Genomic DNA, 17670 nt, shown 5'->3' with positions numbered 1-17670 from the left:
CTCCACCCGTCACCGCTTCCGTCGTCATCCCGGCCAACCTTGCCTGCTCGCAGATATGTTTCTCGGGGCCGGCAGCCCCGTCGCCTCCCGAGACGTGGGCCGAGACGGTGATGTTCCATAGAACAGATGTTGTGACAGTCCGGTCATACAAGTGCGCGTGACGAGCCGCCGTTTTCCCCCAGCCGGCGGAGTGGACGTCGCCCGGCGGCGCCCGGTCACGCCCGGTCCAGCCGGGCCGTCGAGGCCGCGCGCGAGGGTTTCCACGCCCGGTAGCCGTGCCTCGCCCCCAGATCTTGCGGCCTGAAGGGATGCTGACCCACCCCGGCCCGCACCCGGTCACGGTGGTCGATGACCCCGGCGACGATGTGGTGCCAACCCGCGCTGCCCGAGTGCCCACGACCCGAGGGCATCGTCTCTTCCACGCCCGAGGGCCGAGTGGGCCCTGGATCTGGCGCACGATGTCTCGGCGGCCCTGCGCGAGCCCGCTGGGCAACGGTCCGGTCCCACGGCTTCGGCCGCACCATCCCACACCGCCGGATCTTCAGCCCGGAGCCGTCCAACCACCTCGAAGATCATTCTGTTGGGAGTTCAGGAACGGTTGCACCCACGGTTGTCTGGACGGTTGGCGCACAGGCGCGGACCGGCCCCAGCTGCACTGGAGGTACCACCGGAGTGAGGTGTCTTTCCCCGCGATAGTCGGAGGGGAGAGGCTTGGTGCTTGACGGCGGCGCGGCCCGCTCGCGCTGTCGTCGGCACGTCTGCTCAGCTTGCCATACAGGCGTCCCCTTGACGTCCTGCGCGCCTGGACCGAGGCCTCAAAGGCTGCTGCGGGTCGCTCGGACCTGACGCCGGAGGTTCAGGAGCGCCTCCGCCGGGGCCTGCTCGTTCAACTGGATGGCGACCATGGAGGAAGTCGCGCCCGCGCGACGGGCCCCGGGGATCACGACCACGTCCCCGCTCGCAACAGCAGGCGGGCGCCTGAACGGCTTTACCGTGTGAGGCCGGTGACTGCATCCCTCAGGCGCTGGTTCCACATTCGGGCGAGCCGATCGTCTGACCGGAACGAGCGGCCATGTCGTGGGTGCCCTGCACTCCGACTGCGCGTGGGGCCGGTGCGACCAGCAACCGGCTGCGATCTGGACAGCGCTCCGTCTGAAGTACTCGATCGAGCCGACGCTTCCGGGCCGTGTCGCGCCGCCGACGCGCTGTACCCGATCGCCCGCCGATCCACTAGACACCCCCTAGCCTGGAGGTATGGCAGTGGTGCGGGTCGGTGGCGTCGACGTCGCCTATACGCGGAAGGGGCGGGGGCCGCTCGTGGTTCTCGTTCACGGGGCAGGGCTCGACGGGCGGATGTGGCAGCCGCAAGTCGAAGCGTTGGCGGACGAGTTCACGGTGGTGGCCTGGGACGAGCCGGGGTCCGGGCGGTCCAGCGCGGTGCCGGCGGGCTTCGGGCTCGAGGATTTCGCGCGCGCCCTTGCCGCCGTGATCGAGGACGTGGGGCTCGGGCCTGCGCAGGTCGCAGGGCTGTCCTGGGGCGGGACGGTGGTCCTGGAGCTGTACCGGTGGCGGCCGGACCTGGTGCGGTCGCTGCTGATGGTGGACACGTACGCCGGCTGGAAGGGCTCGCTGCCGCCAGAGGAGGTCGCGGCGCGGGTCGAGGGGGCACAGCGGATGCTCGCGGTGTCTCGTGAGGAGTTCGTTCCGACGCTGCCTGGGCTCTACGCCGTCGGCCCGCCCGAGCGTTTCACGGTGCTGCTGGACGCCATGAACCGGGAAGTTCGGCCGGAGACCATGGCCATGCAGCTCTCCCTGATGGCCGAGGCCGACGAGACGGACCTGCTGCCCCGGATCACGGTCCCGACCCTGCTGCTGTGGGGCGAGCGAGACGCCCGCTCTCCTCTGGAGGTCGCCTACGCCTTCCAGGCCGCCATTCCGCATGCCGAGCTGGTGACGATTCCCGAAGCGGGCCACATGAGCAACCTGGAGGCGCCGGAGGCTTTCACGGCAGCCGTTCGCGCCTTCTGCCGAGAGCACGCCTAAGGGCTGTCCCCTACATGCTCCGCGGACGCGTCAGGTGCCCTCGTACGGCGCGCTGCCCATCCGGCGAGGGCGAGGCTGTGCACCCGAGCGATGCCGAGGATCGCGTGGTGGACGCTGTCGCCTTCGAGGTTGCAGTCTCGGAGGATTCCTCACGCAGGTCCGAGCCCGCGTCGAGCACGTCTTCGCCCGCATGGAGACCTGGAAGAACCGGGAAATGCGCCGCCGGAAGAGCCTGCGCGAGGAATTCCGTACGCGGGTGCGGCGCACGGTGGGTGCCCCGTCCGCTCCGGTCGAGGCGGTCATCGGCGGCGCCTGAGGGCTGTCCCGTAACTGCTGGTCACGCCGATCACGTGCTGCGGAAACTGCGTAGGTGTTGAGTCCCCGGCGCCGGTATCGTCCGGTCTCAGACCAGCCGCACCCGCGGCGACCGCGTTCAGAGAGCGATTCACATGACCAGCCAGCGAGCAACGACGACCCTGTGGCGCCCCACCGGCCCCGAGGAGCTGGAGTTGGTCCGTGAGATGAACTGGCGTGGTTGGCCGCCTCGGCTTCCCGAGCAGCCGATCTTCTACCCGGTCCTCAACGAGGACTACGCGATAAAGATCGCGAGGGACTGGAACGTGAAGCACAGCGGCGTCGGCTTCGTTACCCGGTTCGAGGTCGATTCGGAGTTCGTGAGCCGGTACCCCGTCCAGCAGGCCGGGGGGCGGACGATCCTCGAGCTGTGGGTCCCGGCTGAGGAGCTGGACGACTTCAACGCTCACATTGTCGGCGAGATCCAGGTGGTCCACGAGTTCCGCTGAGGCAGGGCGGCTTGCCGACGGAGCAGTTCGCCGTGGTGCGACGTGAGTGGCCGGTGCGGCCTTCAAGCGCCAGGAGCAGGCGGCGCCGCTCCGGTCCGAGAGGTGGCTTCCGACGGCGGCGAGCGCGGGCGTGCCGAAGAGTCGGCCCCGTGCGGGCCTCGCGGCGGTGGCGGACGGCTGCGGTAGTGATGGTGCCGTGGAGGGCGTGGGTCCTCCTGCCGTAGCAGTTGGCGATGGCTCGGCAGTTCTTGAACCGGTTGATCGTTCGCTCGACTTCGTTACGGCACTTGTAGATCTCGCTGTCGAAGCTGGTGGGCAGACCGCTCTGTCTACCGCGCCGTTTGCGGTTGGTCGACCCTGCATGCGTGGCGGCTGGCCAGGTGTTCGGTCGGGGCTCTTGGCTGTCAGCCGATTCTGGGGGGCTGGCGTGGTGCGGAGGGACGACGTCCCCCGACGTATTCCTTCGTACCCCGTCGCGAGCACAGGGTGATTGCGGTCACCGAGAGGAGCAACGCGGTGACGAACCCAATCAGCTGGGTCTTCGCCGATTCGGTGTCGAAGTCGGCCTGGGCCACCATGGCGCCTATCGCCACACCGGAGAGACCGGCGATGATGCCGAGCTGCATGGTCAGGCGCTCGGCTCCGGCCCAGTCGCCTGTGAGGAGCAGAAATGCGTTCCGCGCTATGGACAGGCCGTAAAGCAGGAGTACCAGGCCGATGATCGGGCCGAAGCCGGACTCGAAGGTCTTGATCCCGGTGTACGCCGCGTAGCAGGCCAGGGTTGCACCGAGCAGCATCGCGAAGACTCCCGCGGCCGTCGCGACGCCAGGCCGTCGCGCGGAGGCTGGTACAGGGGTGGGATGTCGGTCGTAGGGGTTGCGGGGTGGGTTGCTCACAGCTGGCCCTCGCTCTCGTCAACTCTGGTGGCTGCGGCGCCCGAAGGATGCTTCCACATCGCACCTTCTTGCGGCCTTCATCCGGCCAATTCGGCGCGACGCCCGTCAAGTTCGGGGGATGAGTCCTCCGTTGACAGCACGGTCGTAGAGCCGTTTGTGCCACTCGTTGGCAGCGGGTCCGGGGGCGGTGGTCGAGACGGGGTCGGGCCGGTCCCGATGAGGCGCAACAAGGTTCCGGCGACGCCGCAGCAGGCGTCCGGGCCGAAACAGGACGCGCGCTCGGGCCTCCTCTCCTGTGACCCGGGCGAACGATCGGCTGCCTTCGTCACTGCGGGCAAGGCGCCTTCGCTCGTCAGACGCCGCCGGGTCGGCACGCGACGGAAGGGGAAGGCGGTGACTGATGCTGATCTGCTTCGTTTTCAGGCCATGGACAACATCATCAAGCGAGCCTTCATTGCCACGGCCCTGATCGGTGCTGCTGCCGGGGTCGGTGCGACCCCGGCAGCAGCTGATCCGGTCGGCGGCCTCCCTATCGGCGGCCTCTCGGGCGCCAGCGTCGACGGGCTCGGGCTCGTCGGCGGAGTCGCCGACACGGTCGGTAGTCCCGGTGATGTCGGCGACGCCTTGAACATGGCCAGCAACGGGAGCGCCATCTGAGGCCTCAACGGTTTGGGATGAGGCCGCGGACGCAGGGACTGGAGTCCCGGTGGCCGCGCCAGAAACGACATGGTGTCCTCCCCGCTTGCATGCGGGGAGGACACCGTGCTTTGGGGGCGCTCCTGCTGGAGGCCAGGTGGACTCCGGCGCAGGAAGGGGGCGGTCTTCCTCGCCGTTGTCTTCTTGGCGGACGTCTTCTTCGCGGGCACCTCCCTGGACGACGCCAGTGGGGAGGAGGAAGGGAAGGCGGATACCGAAGCGGCTAGACGCCCCGCGACGAAGAGGGTGAGTTGCGCCCCTGGGTGAATCTCGAAGCTGGTTCTCCCCCCCCGTGCCCGATTTTCAGTCGGTGATCTCGACAGGCGTGTTCGAGGCCGGCGGTGCCGAAGCGGTCTCGAATGCCGGCTTCCTCTGGGTGATGCCGTGGAGAAGCGAGGCGAGGTCGATCCCGGTGGCGGAGGAGAGGAGTTCCATGCCCTGGGTGACGTTGTCCGTGACCGTGCGGGTCAACTGGCTCGCGCCGTCGGTGGAGATGATGGTCATCTTGTCGACGGCGGCGAGGGGTTCGGCGGCCTTGGCGACGACTTGGGGCAGGACCTCGACGAGCATCTGCAGGACGGCCGCATCGCCGTACCTGTCGAAGGCATCGGCCTTCTTCTGCATGGCCTCGGCCTCGGCGGAGCCCTTGGCGGCGATGGCGGCGGCCTGGGCCTCGCCCTCGATGCGTAGGGCGTCGGCGAGCGCGGCGCGGTGGGCCTTCTCGCCCTCACCTGTGAGGCGGGAGCGCTGGGCGTCGGCCTCGGCCTGCTTGACCAGGGCGATGCGGCGGGCCTCGGCCTCCTGTTCGGCCTGGTATCGGGCGGCGTCGGCGGGCTTGCGGACCTGGGTGTCGAGCTGACGGTCGGTCAGCGCGGCCTGCCGCTCGGCGACCTTCTCCTGCTCGGCGAGGATCTGCTGCTGGCGGTCGGCCTCGGCGAGGGGACCGGCGGCGTTGGCCTGGGCAGCGGCCTCGTCGGTCTGGGCCTTGATCTCGGCCTGCTTCAGGTAGAGGGTCCGCTGCGCGACGGCGATCTCCTCTTCCGCCTTCAGCCTGGCCTGCTCGGCTGCACGGCGGGCGACGGCCTCGGCGATGTCGGCCTCCTGCTTGGCGCGGGCGGCCTCCGGACGGCCGAGGTCCTCGAGGTAGGAGCCCTCGGTGGTGATGTCCTGGATCTGGAAGGCGTCCAGGACCAGGCCCTGGCCGGAGAGGCTCGCCTCGGCCTCCTCCGCGACCTGGCCGGCGAAGGCGGCGCGGTCGCGGATGATGTCCTCGACCGACATACGTCCCACGATGGAGCGGAGCGCGCCGGAGAGCACTTCCTGGGTGAAGCCGACGATACCGTCCTGCTGCATCAGGAACCGCTGTGCGGCGGCCCGGATCGAGTCCTCCGTCCCGCCGACCTTGACGATCGCGACGCCCTCCAGGTTGGCCTTCACGCCGCGCAGCGTGACCGCGCCGCGCACGGCGACCGGGATGTGCCGGCTGGACAGGTCGAGGGTGAACTTCTGCTGGACGAACGGCACGACGAAGACGCCGCCGCCGACCACGACCTTCTGCCCGCTGTTATCGGTGAACACCCGCCCCGTGGCGGGATCGGTGGCCTGCTTCCCCCTGCGGCCCGTGATGATGAACGCCTCGCTCGGACCGGCGACCTTGTAGCGCGTGATGACCACGAGGGCGAGCAGGACGACGAGTACGACGATGCCCACCACAGCGGTGAGTACAGGGCTCATGAAGCGTTCCCCTCGGTTGGAGCCGGGTTGAGTGAAATGAAGTGAGTACGGAGGTGGTCAGTGTTCGACCTGTCGGACGACGACGGCCGTTGCCGACAGGACGGACTCCACCCAGACCTCCGTGCCGCGGGCGACAGGTGCGGCTGACTTCGCCGCGTACTTCACCGGTTGACCGGCGAGGTACAGCAGCACCTCGCCATACGAGTCGGCCGGGATCGCCGTCACCACAGAACCCGACGTGCCCGTAAGGTCCTCGCCCCTAGGTGCGGGCGTGACGCCGTCGCGCATGAGGGCCTGGCTGAACCTCCAGGTCAACCAGGCGGCGCCGACCCCCGTGGCCACGCCCGCACCAGTGGCGGCCCCCGCCCCCAGGCCGGTGGTGCCAAGGGTGATCGCGCCGGTGAACCCCAGCATCGACACGAACCCGGCGATCACCGGCAACGACAGAAACCCGTCCAGACCCACGACGACGGCGTCGAGGATGCCCTCCAGCACCCCGTCGAGGACAAGGGACAGGACCAGCAGCACCAGACCACCGATGCCGAGACTGAGAAACCAGACCATGTCCCCGCTCCTTCGGCTGCTGGACCGTTCCCGCTGTCTGCGGCATCGTCGCATCGCCTCGTGCAGAGGTTCATTGCCGTTGTCCGGCAATCTTTACGCGTTCTTGATGCCGCTCTTGACCTGACCTCAGGTCCGTTTGGTCGGCCAGTCGAGCAGCCGTGCGCCGATGACCGCGGTGTGGAGCGTGTAGCGGTGCATGGGGTCGTTCGGGTTGAGGTTCGTGAGGGTGTGGATGCGCTCGAGACGGTAGGTGAGGGCTCGTACGCTCAACGACAGCCGTCGCGCGGCTTCGGTGGCGACGCAGCCGGTGCCGAAGTAGGCGATGAGAGTGTGGATGAGAGGGTTCGAGCCGCCACGTGCCCGTTCCAGGGGGCCGAGCGTGCTTTCCACCAGGTCCACCAGCGCCTGCCGGTCCCGGGCCAGTACGGGGAAGACCAAGAGGTCGGCGGCGCGAAGCAGTGGCTCCTCGAAGCCCATGCGGCGCGCGACATCGAGTGCGTTGAGTGCCTCTTCGTAGCTGTGGCCGATACCGCCTGCGCCCGGACGGGGCCGCCCGATCGCGACCTTTCCGCCGTCGGTCGCCGCGTGCGCTCGCTTGGCGAAGTGGACGAGTACGTCGTCCTGGTCGGCCGGCGCGATGCACACCATGCGGCCGTCCTTGGTGGTGAACAGGATGCGACGTCTTTCGAATCGGGCGAACAGGCCGGCCTCCACCTCCCTTGGCACAGGGTCGGTTTCGTCGTACGTCGCGGGTCCTTCGGCGACCGCGACCGCGTGAGAGCGGGACAGACGCAACCCGAACCGCTCCGAGCGGGCGGAGAGGTGCCCCGCGTCTCCGCGGCCATGAAGGAGGTCATCGATGAACTCGCGCCGAGCGGCCTCCTCCCTCCGTACGACGAGCCGCTGTGCGTGCTCGTAGCCTTCGGCGAAGGCGTCAATGGCCTGCTCGACGGCGCTGAGGACGCTGTCCAGGTCGGTTGATGAGGGTCGGGCGACGCGGCTGGCCGCGAGATGGCTGCGGACCAGGGCGCGCCATCCATGCCCGGCTTCGGCGGCCTGGGCGCCCAGCGCGCGGCGGGATTCCAGCTCGCCGCGCGTGAGGCGGCGGCCGGTTGTCGATGCCTCGGCGATGATCTGTCCGTATCCGTCCAAGAACCGCGTCGATGTCGTCTCCTGCACCTGTCGGCCTCCCCCTGATTCTTGATGAAATGACAATTCGCTTTTATGTCCTGTGCTCGCAAGTCGGCTGCGTCGGCTACGGGCCCGACGACCTGCACGCCACGGTTCCGGCCCGCTTCTTCTTCGTCATGCCGGACAGGGAAGCATGGTCCGCCACCTCGAGTGTCGACGTGTGGCTCGACGGCCTTCACCGCTACGGCAGCTGCGTCACCGCTCCGTGCTTCTCAGCGAGCCGGACGGCCTCGGTCGACCGTCCGGGGCACGCCCCTGTACCGGAAGCACCCTTCGCCATCGCGCCGGGTAGACACCTCCAGAAGGCACTGACGGACTGTGAAGTCCCTTCCATGTCAGGGCCCGACAACCTGTCCCTACATTCAGCCGCCGAGTGCTCCGTGCAGCCGGCGTGAGAGCAGGCCGATGATGTGCTCCTCCGCCGCCTACCCGCTACGCGCGGCCGCCGAGGCCTTGACGTCGGCCGACCTGGACGCGCGACTGGTGAGGTGCCGCGCCTGCCCACGTCTCGTCGCCTGGCGCGAGGAGACGGCCTCGACCAAGCGGGCCGCGTTCCGCCACTGGCAGTACTGGGGGCGGCCTGTGCCCGGGTTCGGGCCTGCGGACGCCGCCATGCTGGTCATCGGGCTTGCACCTGCGGCGCACGGCGGGAACCGGACCGGTCGGATGTTCACCGGCGACCGCGCCGGCGACGTCCTCTTCGAGGCGCTGTACGACCTCGGACTCGCGTCCCAGGCCACGGCGACGAGCCGGGACGACGGACTGGAACTGTACGGCGTCAGGGTGACGGCCCCCGTGCACTGCGCGCCGCCCGGCAACCGCCCGACCCCCGGGGAGCGGGACACCTGTCGGCCGTGGCTGGTCCGCGAGCTGGAAGAACTGCGCCCCTGCTTGCGCTCCGTCGTCGTCCTCGGCGCCTTCGGCTGGCAGGCCGCGCTGCCCACCCTGCACGAGGCCGGATGGCCCGTGCCCCGGCCGCGTCCCGCGTTCGGGCACGGCGTGCGGACCACCCTCGCGCCCGCGGACGGATGTCCCGCCGCGCCGCTGACGGTGTTCGGCTGCTATCACGTCAGCCAGCGCAACGTGTTCACCGGCCGGCTCACCCGAGAGATGCTGCGGGAGGTTCTCGCCGAGGCCGCTCGCGCGGCGGGCCTCGGGTGAGATCCCGTCCGCCAAGGGCTGGCCGGATGACGATGCGCACCCCGTTCGCTCGCAGGCCCCGGGTGGGGAGACGGCCGGAGGGCTCTGCCCGAACTCGGCTGCCTGGTTGGCGGTGCCGAGTGACGGAGGGCAGCGGAGGCCAAGACCCACCGTATCCGTCCCGCCTCAGGAGATGACCCAGGACCGCAGACGATCGGCGATGTCGTAGGAGTTCAGCCGGAGTGCGCGAATGTCGTTGACCAGGTCGCGCCATGGCTCGAACGTCGTGTCCACGCGGTGGCCGGACGCCTCGAGGTAGGCGATGGCGATGCCGTACCCGTAAAGCTCGTTCCGCGCGGGCAGCGGGCGCAGCAGCACGCACTCCTCCAGGAACACCGCGGCGCGCCAGAACGCGTCCGGGTCCGCCTGGTCGAGACGCGGGGTGTTGACCCGGTGGCGGGCGGCCATGCCGACAAGCACCGAGAGGTCGTCGACCGTCAGGTCCTTACGGAGGATCTCCTCCTGGCGCTCCAGGAGCCACCGGTGGTCGATGAGCAGATCCACGGGCTCAGGCCGCCTGCGGATTCTCGCGCTTGGTCGCCGCCGGCAGCCCGCCGAATTCGGCGTCGAACCGGTCCACGATGCCCGACGCGGTGATCGCGCGGCGGAAGGCAGCCGTCGCCGTGTCCTGAAGGCGCTCCTGCTCCTTCTCGGCCGCCACGTGCGCGAGATAGTCCTTCATGGACATACCCGCGCCGTCGGCCAGCGCCTTGAGCCGGTCCCGAGTCGTGTCGTCGATCTTGACGGTGGTGTCTGCCATACATGCAGTATGCCGGGCGGTATACCGCCGTGGCTACCCCGAATTCCCAGGGCGGTCGCGACGACGGGCCCGCCCGTACTGCGTCACCGCACGCACGCGCTGAGGGAGTCAGGACGCGAACCGGGTCACATCCGTGATCCGGCATGTGACCTTGGCCGTGATCTGCTCCACCCCCTGCGCTGTCGCCTCCGACTGCTGCCCCGGAGCCACGTTGCTGGTGACGGCGGTCGCCTCACTCAGACGCCTGCCGGAAGCATCGACGAACTCGACCTGCACGATGTAGTTGCTGGCCTTGCTGGACCGATTCGTGATCAGCAGCTTCGCGTCGGCCCACTTCGTGACGGGGTCCACCTCGCATGCCGTGATCTTTACGTCCCCGCGCGGCCCGCTTTCCCCCTCTGGCTGCCGGGAGGCTGTCCTTTCGCCCGCTGTGGGCTGCGCGGTGGGGCTTGTCGGCGTCCGGTCGGGCTCGTCATCCTCTCCAGCCACGGCGAAGACGGCGACGACCACGACGACGATCAGTACGATCACGCCCAGGCACGACAAGCCGAGGATCTTTCCCGTCCTGCCCCTAGGGCGAGGTGGCGGCGCCCCCCGCCCTCCCTGCGGCTGCCCCCAGCCGGGCTGCGGCTCCTGATGCGACATGCGTACAGCGTCCGCCCGGGACGGATCGGACGCCCGCGGACTACTCCGTTCGGGGCATCGAGGAGCTGAACACCTTCCCGTCACCGGTGCCGTCCGCGCGGACCGACCGCCCCCGTCCCGGTGCCGCATGACGAGGGCGCCGCACGGCCATCCGCGCGGCGCGCCCTGGCGTCCCCCGGCCCACGGCGACATCTCCCAGTGGGACGTTCAGGTACGGGGAGGAGACAGCCCCGGTCCCTCGGTGCGGACGAGAGAGGGGAGAGCGGCCGGAGAGGGGAGAGCGGCCAGAGAGGGGAGAGCCGCGCGCCAGCCCCCGTACGAGGTGATCTCGCGGGCGCCGTCGAGGGCCGCGGGTTCGCAGAGGAAGCCGGTCACGAAGCTGCCGTCCGCGAGTTCCACGCTGCCGAGCGCCATCGGACGGGGGAGCGCCGCGACCAGCGCGCCGAGTCCCTCGGGAGGCAGCTGCCACACCTCGGCCTCGATCGCGGCGCCACCCTCCTCGGCTCTGACCAGGCCCGGCTTGGGAGGGACCGTCTCCAGCGCGTACAGGCGGTAGGCGGACGCAGTCGTGGTGGTACGCACCAGCCGGCCGCCCAGGGAGAGCAACTGTCCGTTCAACGGCTGCCCGGACAGGTGCGCGCCGACCACCACGAGGCGCACCGGCGGGGCGGCGAGCAGGCCGGCGATGCGGACGAGGCGTTCGTCGGTGAACGCCTGACCGATCACCATGACCCCGAACGGGAGCCCGTTCACCTCGCCCGCCGGGACGGCGACCGCCGCCAGGTCGAACAGGTTCGTGGAGTTGGTGAACCGGCCGAGCCGGGCGTTCGCGCCCAGGGGGTCGGCCTCCACATCTGCGAGGGTCGGGTGTCCCGGTGTCGTCGGCAGGAGCAGCGCGTCCGTGTCGCCCAGCGCTGTCAGGGCCCTGGTGCGCAAGGCGGACAGTCTCTCCAGGTCAGCGTAGAACCGGTGGGCCGGGACGTCCCTGGCCCGGGAGATGATCCCCGCCACTGTGGGGTCGAGGTCCGCCGAGCCCGCGTGCCCGTCGACGAAGGTGCCGACGGCGGTGTACCGCTCGGCGACGAACGCCCCCTCGTACAGCATCGCGGCCGCCTCGATGAACGGCGTCGGGTCGACCTCCAGGAGTTCGGCGCCCGCTTCGGCCAGGCGGGCCGCGGCCGACCCGAACGCCTCGGCCCAGCCCTCCTCCAGCTCGCCGAGCCGCTCGGGGCGGGGAACCGCGATTCGCCACGGGCCCGGACGGCGCTGCTCCAGGGCGGGGAGTTCGCGCCCCGACGGTGCCGCCATCAAGGCCAGGGCCCGCTCGGCCTCCGGCAGCGTACGGGCGAAGACCGTCACGCAGTCGAGCGAGGCACAGGCCGGGACGACACCCTCGACCGGGACCAGGCCGCGGGTCGGCTTGAGGCCGACGATGCCGTTGAAGGCCGCCGGGACCCGGCCCGAGCCCGCCGTGTCCGTTCCGAGAGCGAAGTCCGCAATGCCGAGGGCGACCGCGACGGCCGAGCCGGACGAGGAGCCGCCGGAGACGTACGCCGGGTCGAGGGCGTTGCGCACCGCGCCGTACGGGCTGCGCGTGCCGACCAGTCCGGTCGCGAACTGGTCGAGGTTCGTGGTGCCGAGGACCACGGCGCCCGCCGCCCGCAGACGTGCCACGACCGGCGCGTCGGCTTCCGGCCGGTACGCGTACGAGGGACAGCCCGCCGTGGTGGGCAGCCCGGCCACGTCGATGTTGCCCTTGACGGCGAACACCGTTCCGGCCAGCGGCAGCCGTTCACCGGAGGCGGCGCGCGCGTCGACCGAGGCGGCGTCCGCCTCCACGTCCTCCTGCGGCCGAAGACCGATCCACACCTCGGGCCGGTCCACCTGCGCGATACGGGCGTACGCGGCCCGTACTCTCTCCACCGAGCTGATCACGCGCCCACCTCCGCGGTCTCGACCGGAGCGAGGACGACGAGTGCGGTGCCCGCCTCCACCTGACAGCCTGGTTTGATCAGGACCTCCGCGACGATGCCGTCGGCGGGGGCCGGTACCGGAGCCTCCATCTTCATCGCCTCGAGGGCGACCAGCTGCTGACCCGCCGACACACGGTCGCCGACCTCGACGTTCACCTGCCAGACACAGGCGGTGAACTCGGCCTCGACCAGACGGCCGCCCTCCGGTATCGCGACGTCGGCGGCCGGCGGGACGACCTGCGAGGCCGCTTCGGCCCGGGCGAACTCGCCGGCTGCCTCCCAGGCATCGCGCTCGGCGCCGAACGCCGTGCTCTGCCGTTCCCGGAAGACGGCGATCGACGCCGCGTTCTCGTCGAGGAAGGCCCGGTAGGCGGCGAGCGAGAAGGTGCCTTCCTCAATCTTCGGTACGAACCGGCCGGTGGTGATGTCGGCGCGCAGCTCCAGGAGTTCCTCGGCCTCGACCGGGTACCACTTGATCCGGTCGAAGAAGCGCATCAGCCACGGCCTGCCCGGCTCGAACGCGCCGCGCTGCTGCCAGCCCGACCACACCTGCGTGGTGCGGCCGACGAACTGGTAGCCGCCCGGCCCCTCCATCCCGTAGACGCACAGGTACGCGCCACCGATGCCGACCGAGTTCTCCGCAGTCCAGGTGCGGGCAGGGTTGTACTTGGTGGTGACGAGGCGGTGCCGCGGGTCCAGGGGAGTGGCGACGGGCGCCCCGAGGTAGACGTCGCCCAGACCCAGGACCAGGTACTCGGCCTCGAAGACCGTGCGGTACACGTCGTCGCTCGTCTCCAGGCCGTTGACACGGCGGATGAACTCGATGTTCGACGGGCACCACGGGGCGTCGTCGCGTACGCCCGCGACATAGCGGGCGATGGCCTCGCGCGTTGCCGGATCGTCCCAGGACAGCGGCAGGTGGACGATCCGGCTGGGCACCACCAGCTCGTCAGTGGCGGGGAGCAGCTCCTCCACGCGCAGCACGGCGTCGAGGAGCTCGTGCAGCGGCAGGACGTCGGGGTCGGTCTGGACCTGGAGCGAACGGATGCCCGGGGTGAGGTCGACGACGCCGGGGAGCCCACGCGCGGCCAGCGCCTCCGCGAGCGCGTGGACGCGCATGCGCAACGCCAGGTCGAGCTGCATGGGCCCGTACTCGACGAGGAGGTTGTCGTCGCCGCTGCGCCGGTAGGTGACCGACGGCCGGGCGTCCGTCTCCTCCAGGCGGGCGAGGATGCCCCCGTCGACGAGGGCGTCGCGGTCGGCGCGCGGCTCGGCGGCGGGGTCCTTCCGCAGTCGCCCCGCCGTCTCCGTCGTCACGGGCACGAACCGGACGGTGTCGCCGGGGCGGAGCTGGCCGAGCTTCCAGCGCTGCCCGGTGACGACCGTCGCCGGGCAGACGAAGCCGCCGAGGGACGGGCCGTCGGGGCCGAGGAGGACGGGCATGTCTCCGGTGTAGTCGACGGCACCGACGGAGTACGGCGTGTCGTGGATGTTGGAGGGGTGCAGGCCCGCCTCGCCGCCGTCCGTGCGTGCCCAGCGCGGCTTGGGGCCGACCAGACGCACGCCGGTACGCGCCGAGTTGAAGTGCACCTTCCAGTCCGCCCCGTAGAAGTCGCGTATGTCCTCCTCGGTGAAGAACTCGGGCGCGGCGTGGGGGCCTTCGACCGCGCCGACCCGCCACACGGCGCCGAAGGCAGGGCGCTCGTCGACGGAGACCACGGAGGTCTCCGTCCGGGCTTCCCCGCCGTGCAGGACATCCCCGGCGCGCAGGGCGCGACCGCCGTGGCCGCCGAACCGTCCCAGGGTGAAGGTGGCCGCGCTGCCGAGGAACTCCGGTACGTCGAGGCCGCCCGCGAACAGCACGTACGTGCGCAGGCCCTGCTCGTCGGGGGCCCCGACGGCGAGGGTCTGTCCCGCCTCGACGGTGACCGGCTCCCATTGAGCCACACGGCTGCCGTCGATCGTCACCTGAGCGGGGGCGCCGGTGACACAGACCGTCGTGGGGTGGGTGAACTTCAGGGAGGGGCCCTGAAGGGTGCATTCGAGCCCGGGCGCGCCCTCGTCGTTGCCGAGCGCCGTGTTGCCGAGCCGGAAGGAGAGGTCGTCCATCGGCCCGCCCGGGGGGACGCCGACCTGCCAGTAGCCGGTGCGCCCGGGCCAGTCCTGCACGGTCGTCAGGGTGCCCGGGGCGACGACCTCGATGCGCGGGGTCGGGTCGGTGAGGGTGGCGAGCGAGGCGGTGGAGTGGGCGGCGGCGCGGACGTCGGCGTCCCGGAGTGCGGAGCGGACCAGACCGAGGTTGGTCTCGATGCCGTCGACGCGGGTCTCGGCGAGCGCGGCGTCGAGACGGTCGAGGGCCTCGGCGCGGTCGGCGCCATGGGCGATGACCTTGGCGAGCATCGGGTCGTACGCGGTGGTGACCTCCGTACCGGTCTCGACCCAGGCGTCTACGCGGACGCCCTCGGGAAAGGCGACGCGGGTCAGCAGGCCCGCGCTCGGGCGGTGGTCGCGGGACGGGTCCTCCGCGTAGAGGCGGGCTTCGACGGCGTGGCCCCGTGGAGACGGGGGCTCGGTGACGACCTCGGTGTCGCCCTGGGCGAGCCGCAGCATCCAGGCGACGAGGTCGACGCCGTAGATCGCCTCGGTGACCGGGTGCTCGACCTGGAGGCGGGTGTTGACCTCCAGGAAGTACGCCTCCTCGCGGACGGCGTCGTAGACGAACTCCACCGTGCCGGCGGAGCGGTAGTCCACCGAGGCGCACAAATTCCTTGCTGCTCCGGCGAGTTCATGGCGGACACGGTCAGGCAGGCCGGGTGCCGGGGCCTCCTCCAGGACCTTCTGGTGACGGCGCTGGAGCGAGCAGTCGCGGTCGCCGAACGTGACGACCTTGCCCTGCCCGTCTCCGAAGACCTGCACCTCGACGTGGCGGGCTCGCTCGACCAGCCGCTCCAGGAAGACTCCCGCGGAGGAGAAGGAGGCGGCGGCCACGCGCTGCACGCGGTCCCAGGCGTTGGCGAGTTCGGCGGGGCCGTGACAGGCCCGCATGCCGATGCCTCCGCCGCCGCCGGTCGCCTTGAGCATCACCGGATAGCCGATCCGCTCGGCCGCCGCGAGGGCCGCGTCGACGTCGGGGAGGAGCCCGGTGCCGGGGGCGAGCGGCACGCCCGCCGCCTGCGCGGCGGCGCGCGCGGTGTGCTTGGCCCCGAACAGCTCCAGCTGTTCGGGCGTCGGGCCCACGAAGGCGATGCCGGCGTCGGCGCAGTGCCGGGCGAACCCGGCGTCCTCGGAGAGGAATCCGTACCCGGGGTGGATGGCGCCCGCGCCGGTGTCCTCGGCCGCCTTGAGGACCAGGCCCGCGTCGAGGTAGGACTCCTTGGCGGGCGCCGGGCCCAGCCGGACGGCCTCGTCGGCCAGCCGGACGTGTTCGGCACCGCGGTCGGGGTCGGAGTAGACCGCGACGGTGCGCAGGCCGAGCTTCCGGGCGGTGCGGATGATCCGGGCCGCGATCTCGCCCCGGTTGGCGACCAGCAGGGTGTCGAACGTCATCGGGTTCCGTCCTCGTCGCTGTCGCTGTCGTGGCTCTCGACCGGCTCGGTGATCGTCATGCGCACGGCGGTCGGGTCGAATCCGTTGCAGGGGTTGTTGATCTGCGGGCAGTTGGACAGCAGCGCGAGCACGTCCGTATCGGCGCGGAGCACCACCTTCAGGCCCGGGGCCGAGATGCCGTCGACGATGCCGAGCGTGCCGTCCTTCTCGACCGGCACGTTCATGAACCAGTTGATGTTGGAGACGAGGTCGCGCTTGCCGAGTCCGTGCCGGGCGCCCTCGGCGAGAAAGTTCTCCACGCAGGCATGCTGCGACCAGGTGTGGTGGCCGTAGCGGAGGGTGTTGGACTCCTTGGAGCAGGCGCCGCCGAGAGTGTCGTGCCGTCCGCAGGTGTCCTCGACGACGGTCATCAGGGGAGTGTGCTCGTTCGAGAGCAGCACCGAGCCGGTGGTCAGGAAGACGTTGCCCTGGGCCTGGACGGTGTCGGGGGCGCTGTAGCGGACGGCGGTGTCGTGCGCGTCGTAGAGCAGGAAGTCCGCGGCCTGGTTGCCGTGCAGGTCGGTGACGGTCAGCAGCTGGCCCCTGCGGACGACCGCGGACCAGGCGGCGCGGGCGGGGACGGTGTCGTCGGAGACGGCACGGCCGGGACGGGCGGTGGCGGTCATGCGATCCCCCGGGCGGTGAGGTGGTCGGCGGTGTTCAGGAAGGCGCGGCGGCCCTCCGGGGTGGCGTTCCAGAAGGGAGTGCCGGGGGCGGTCGGCCGTGCCCGGTACGCGAGGACTTCGAGACGCCCACAGGTGTAGGCGGGGCGCGGGTCCAGCGGGTGAGGGACGTTGACGAGGAGGACGGTGACGTCCTGCTCGGCGCGGAGCGTGACGCTCCCGCCGGGACCGGCGGAGCCGGTGAACTCGGCCGTGCCGGCCTCCGCGATCCGTACGCCCTGGAAGAACGAGACGGACGGGGGGAGGTCGCGGGGGGTGAGGCCGTTCTTGAGAGCGGCGAGCTTGAACAGCTCACGCCCCGCCGGCGAGGCGGACTGCGGGGTCCCGTCCCCGTACCGCTCGGTGTTACGTACGAGGGTGGAGGTACCGGTGAGGGCGTCGTGCCGACCAGAGGTGTCCTCGACGACGGAGGCGAGCACCCGGCCCTGGTCGGAAAGGAGGAGGTGGCCCTCGCCGAGGTAGGCGTTCCAGAGCACCTTGACGGTGTCGGCCACGTTCAGCCGCTCCCAGGGGCGGTCGGCGCTGTACAGCAAGAGGTGTGCGCAGGCGTCACCGGTGAGGTCGGTCAGCCGCAGCTCGGTGCCCCGGGCGAGGACCTTGTGGGTGTAGGAGCCGCCCGCCACCGTCTCGGCCCAGACGACGTCCGCGGTGGAGACGCCCTCGGGAGGCGCGGGCCAGCTGCTCGCGGGTAGGACCGGCATGGCGTCGACCGTCGTGCCCTCCTGGGCGCGGGCATGGTCCCGCGCGCTGTACGTCGTCGCTGTGGCGGTGACTGACGGTGTCGCCATGGACCAACCTCCGGTGGGGATCCCTAATTTCTGTCGCCCGACAGAAATTAGGGAGAGGGCGCTTCGCCGCCATTGCCCGCGCGTTTCGGGTCGGTTACCGGAAACTCAC

Annotated in this window: 16 protein-coding genes and 2 pseudogenes; 5 read left to right on the top strand and 13 right to left on the bottom strand. The window is 70.7% G+C overall.

The genetic code is table 11. The features are described 5' to 3' along the window. The first annotated feature begins 1254 nt into the window (after positions 1-1254). Positions 1255-2043 (top strand): alpha/beta fold hydrolase, encoded by a 789-nt coding sequence (locus tag ACFY8U_RS06830; RefSeq protein ID WP_389566628.1) that lies wholly within the window; start codon positions 1255-1257, stop codon positions 2041-2043. Between the two features lie 59 nt (positions 2044-2102). Here the strand turns inward: ACFY8U_RS06830 and ACFY8U_RS06825 are convergent. Further along, a pseudogene (locus ACFY8U_RS06825) lies at positions 2103-2189 on the bottom strand (IS5/IS1182 family transposase); the annotation flags it as partial. Positions 2190-2233: 44 nt separating this feature from the next. On the opposite strand from ACFY8U_RS06825, the gene ACFY8U_RS06820 reads away from it, so the two are divergent. Both ACFY8U_RS06820 and ACFY8U_RS06815 read left to right on the top strand, forming a co-directional pair. After that, complete coding sequence (locus tag ACFY8U_RS06820) at positions 2234-2359, top strand: hypothetical protein (RefSeq protein WP_389566624.1); 126 nt, start codon at positions 2234-2236, stop codon at positions 2357-2359. A 133-nt stretch (positions 2360-2492) separates the two neighbouring features. Next, positions 2493-2846, top strand: coding sequence for a hypothetical protein (locus tag ACFY8U_RS06815; protein ID WP_389566621.1), 354 nt, complete (start codon positions 2493-2495; stop codon positions 2844-2846). A 169-nt stretch (positions 2847-3015) separates the two neighbouring features. Here the strand turns inward: ACFY8U_RS06815 and ACFY8U_RS06810 are convergent. After that, positions 3016-3195 (bottom strand): annotated as a pseudogene (locus ACFY8U_RS06810) (IS5/IS1182 family transposase); the annotation flags it as partial. A gap of 55 nt (positions 3196-3250) precedes the next feature. Beyond that, positions 3251-3643, bottom strand: coding sequence for a hypothetical protein (locus tag ACFY8U_RS06805; protein WP_389566618.1), 393 nt, complete (start codon positions 3641-3643; stop codon positions 3251-3253). Positions 3644-3958: 315 nt separating this feature from the next. On the opposite strand from ACFY8U_RS06805, the gene ACFY8U_RS06800 reads away from it, so the two are divergent. Further along, positions 3959-4399, top strand: a complete 441-nt coding sequence (locus ACFY8U_RS06800; RefSeq protein WP_389566615.1) for a hypothetical protein — start codon at positions 3959-3961, stop codon at positions 4397-4399. Between the two features lie 342 nt (positions 4400-4741). Here the strand turns inward: ACFY8U_RS06800 and ACFY8U_RS06795 are convergent, their stop codons facing one another. The 3 genes from ACFY8U_RS06795 to ACFY8U_RS06785 all read right to left on the bottom strand — a co-directional run bounded on the left by ACFY8U_RS06795 (position 4742) and on the right by ACFY8U_RS06785 (position 7915). Then, positions 4742-6172 (bottom strand): flotillin family protein, encoded by a 1431-nt coding sequence (locus tag ACFY8U_RS06795; RefSeq protein ID WP_389566613.1) that lies wholly within the window; start codon positions 6170-6172, stop codon positions 4742-4744. A 57-nt stretch (positions 6173-6229) separates the two neighbouring features. Further along, positions 6230-6736 (bottom strand): hypothetical protein, encoded by a 507-nt coding sequence (locus ACFY8U_RS06790; protein ID WP_389566610.1) that lies wholly within the window; start codon positions 6734-6736, stop codon positions 6230-6232. Between the two features lie 126 nt (positions 6737-6862). Continuing rightward, positions 6863-7915 carry a PucR family transcriptional regulator gene (locus ACFY8U_RS06785; protein WP_389566607.1) on the bottom strand — a complete coding sequence of 351 codons (1053 nt, stop codon included), beginning with the start codon at positions 7913-7915 and terminating at the stop codon, positions 6863-6865. 420 nt (positions 7916-8335) lie between these two features. Between ACFY8U_RS06785 and ACFY8U_RS06780 the strand changes: the two genes are divergently transcribed. After that, positions 8336-9088: a uracil-DNA glycosylase gene (locus ACFY8U_RS06780; protein ID WP_389568233.1), complete on the top strand. Its 753-nt coding sequence runs from the start codon at positions 8336-8338 to the stop codon at positions 9086-9088. 165 nt (positions 9089-9253) lie between these two features. Here the strand turns inward: ACFY8U_RS06780 and ACFY8U_RS06775 are convergent, their stop codons facing one another. The 7 genes from ACFY8U_RS06775 to ACFY8U_RS06745 all read right to left on the bottom strand — a co-directional run bounded on the left by ACFY8U_RS06775 (position 9254) and on the right by ACFY8U_RS06745 (position 17561). Further along, entirely contained in the window at positions 9254-9631 is a 378-nt protein-coding gene (locus ACFY8U_RS06775) for a toxin Doc (RefSeq protein ID WP_361607393.1), read from the bottom strand. A 4-nt stretch (positions 9632-9635) separates the two neighbouring features. Beyond that, positions 9636-9887 carry an antitoxin MazE7 gene (locus ACFY8U_RS06770; RefSeq protein WP_361607396.1) on the bottom strand — a complete coding sequence of 84 codons (252 nt, stop codon included), beginning with the start codon at positions 9885-9887 and terminating at the stop codon, positions 9636-9638. 108 nt (positions 9888-9995) lie between these two features. Continuing rightward, a complete protein-coding gene (locus ACFY8U_RS06765; RefSeq protein WP_389566603.1) occupies positions 9996-10418 on the bottom strand; it encodes an FxLYD domain-containing protein in 423 nt (140 codons plus the stop codon). Positions 10419-10739: 321 nt separating this feature from the next. Further along, positions 10740-12467: an allophanate hydrolase gene (gene atzF, locus ACFY8U_RS06760; protein ID WP_389566600.1), complete on the bottom strand. Its 1728-nt coding sequence runs from the start codon at positions 12465-12467 to the stop codon at positions 10740-10742. Continuing rightward, positions 12464-16051, bottom strand: coding sequence for an urea carboxylase (gene uca / locus ACFY8U_RS06755; protein ID WP_389566597.1), 3588 nt, complete (start codon positions 16049-16051; stop codon positions 12464-12466). The genes atzF and uca overlap by 4 nt, the downstream gene beginning before the upstream one ends. Beyond that, on the bottom strand, positions 16048-16716 hold the full coding sequence (locus ACFY8U_RS06750) for an urea amidolyase associated protein UAAP2 (RefSeq protein ID WP_389566594.1): 669 nt from the start codon (positions 16714-16716) through the stop codon (positions 16048-16050). The genes uca and ACFY8U_RS06750 overlap by 4 nt, the downstream gene beginning before the upstream one ends. Continuing rightward, complete coding sequence (locus ACFY8U_RS06745; protein ID WP_389566591.1) at positions 16713-17561, bottom strand: urea amidolyase associated protein UAAP1; 849 nt, start codon at positions 17559-17561, stop codon at positions 16713-16715. The genes ACFY8U_RS06750 and ACFY8U_RS06745 overlap by 4 nt, the downstream gene beginning before the upstream one ends. Positions 17562-17670: the final 109 nt, after the last annotated feature.

Origin of the sequence: Streptomyces sp. NPDC012508, assembly GCF_042902595.1 — a bacterium.
In the GTDB taxonomy this organism is placed as follows: Bacteria; Actinomycetota; Actinomycetes; order Streptomycetales; family Streptomycetaceae; genus Streptomyces.
The sequence above is the reverse complement of the archived record's forward strand: the minus strand, read 5'-3'. Positions and strand labels throughout refer to the sequence as shown.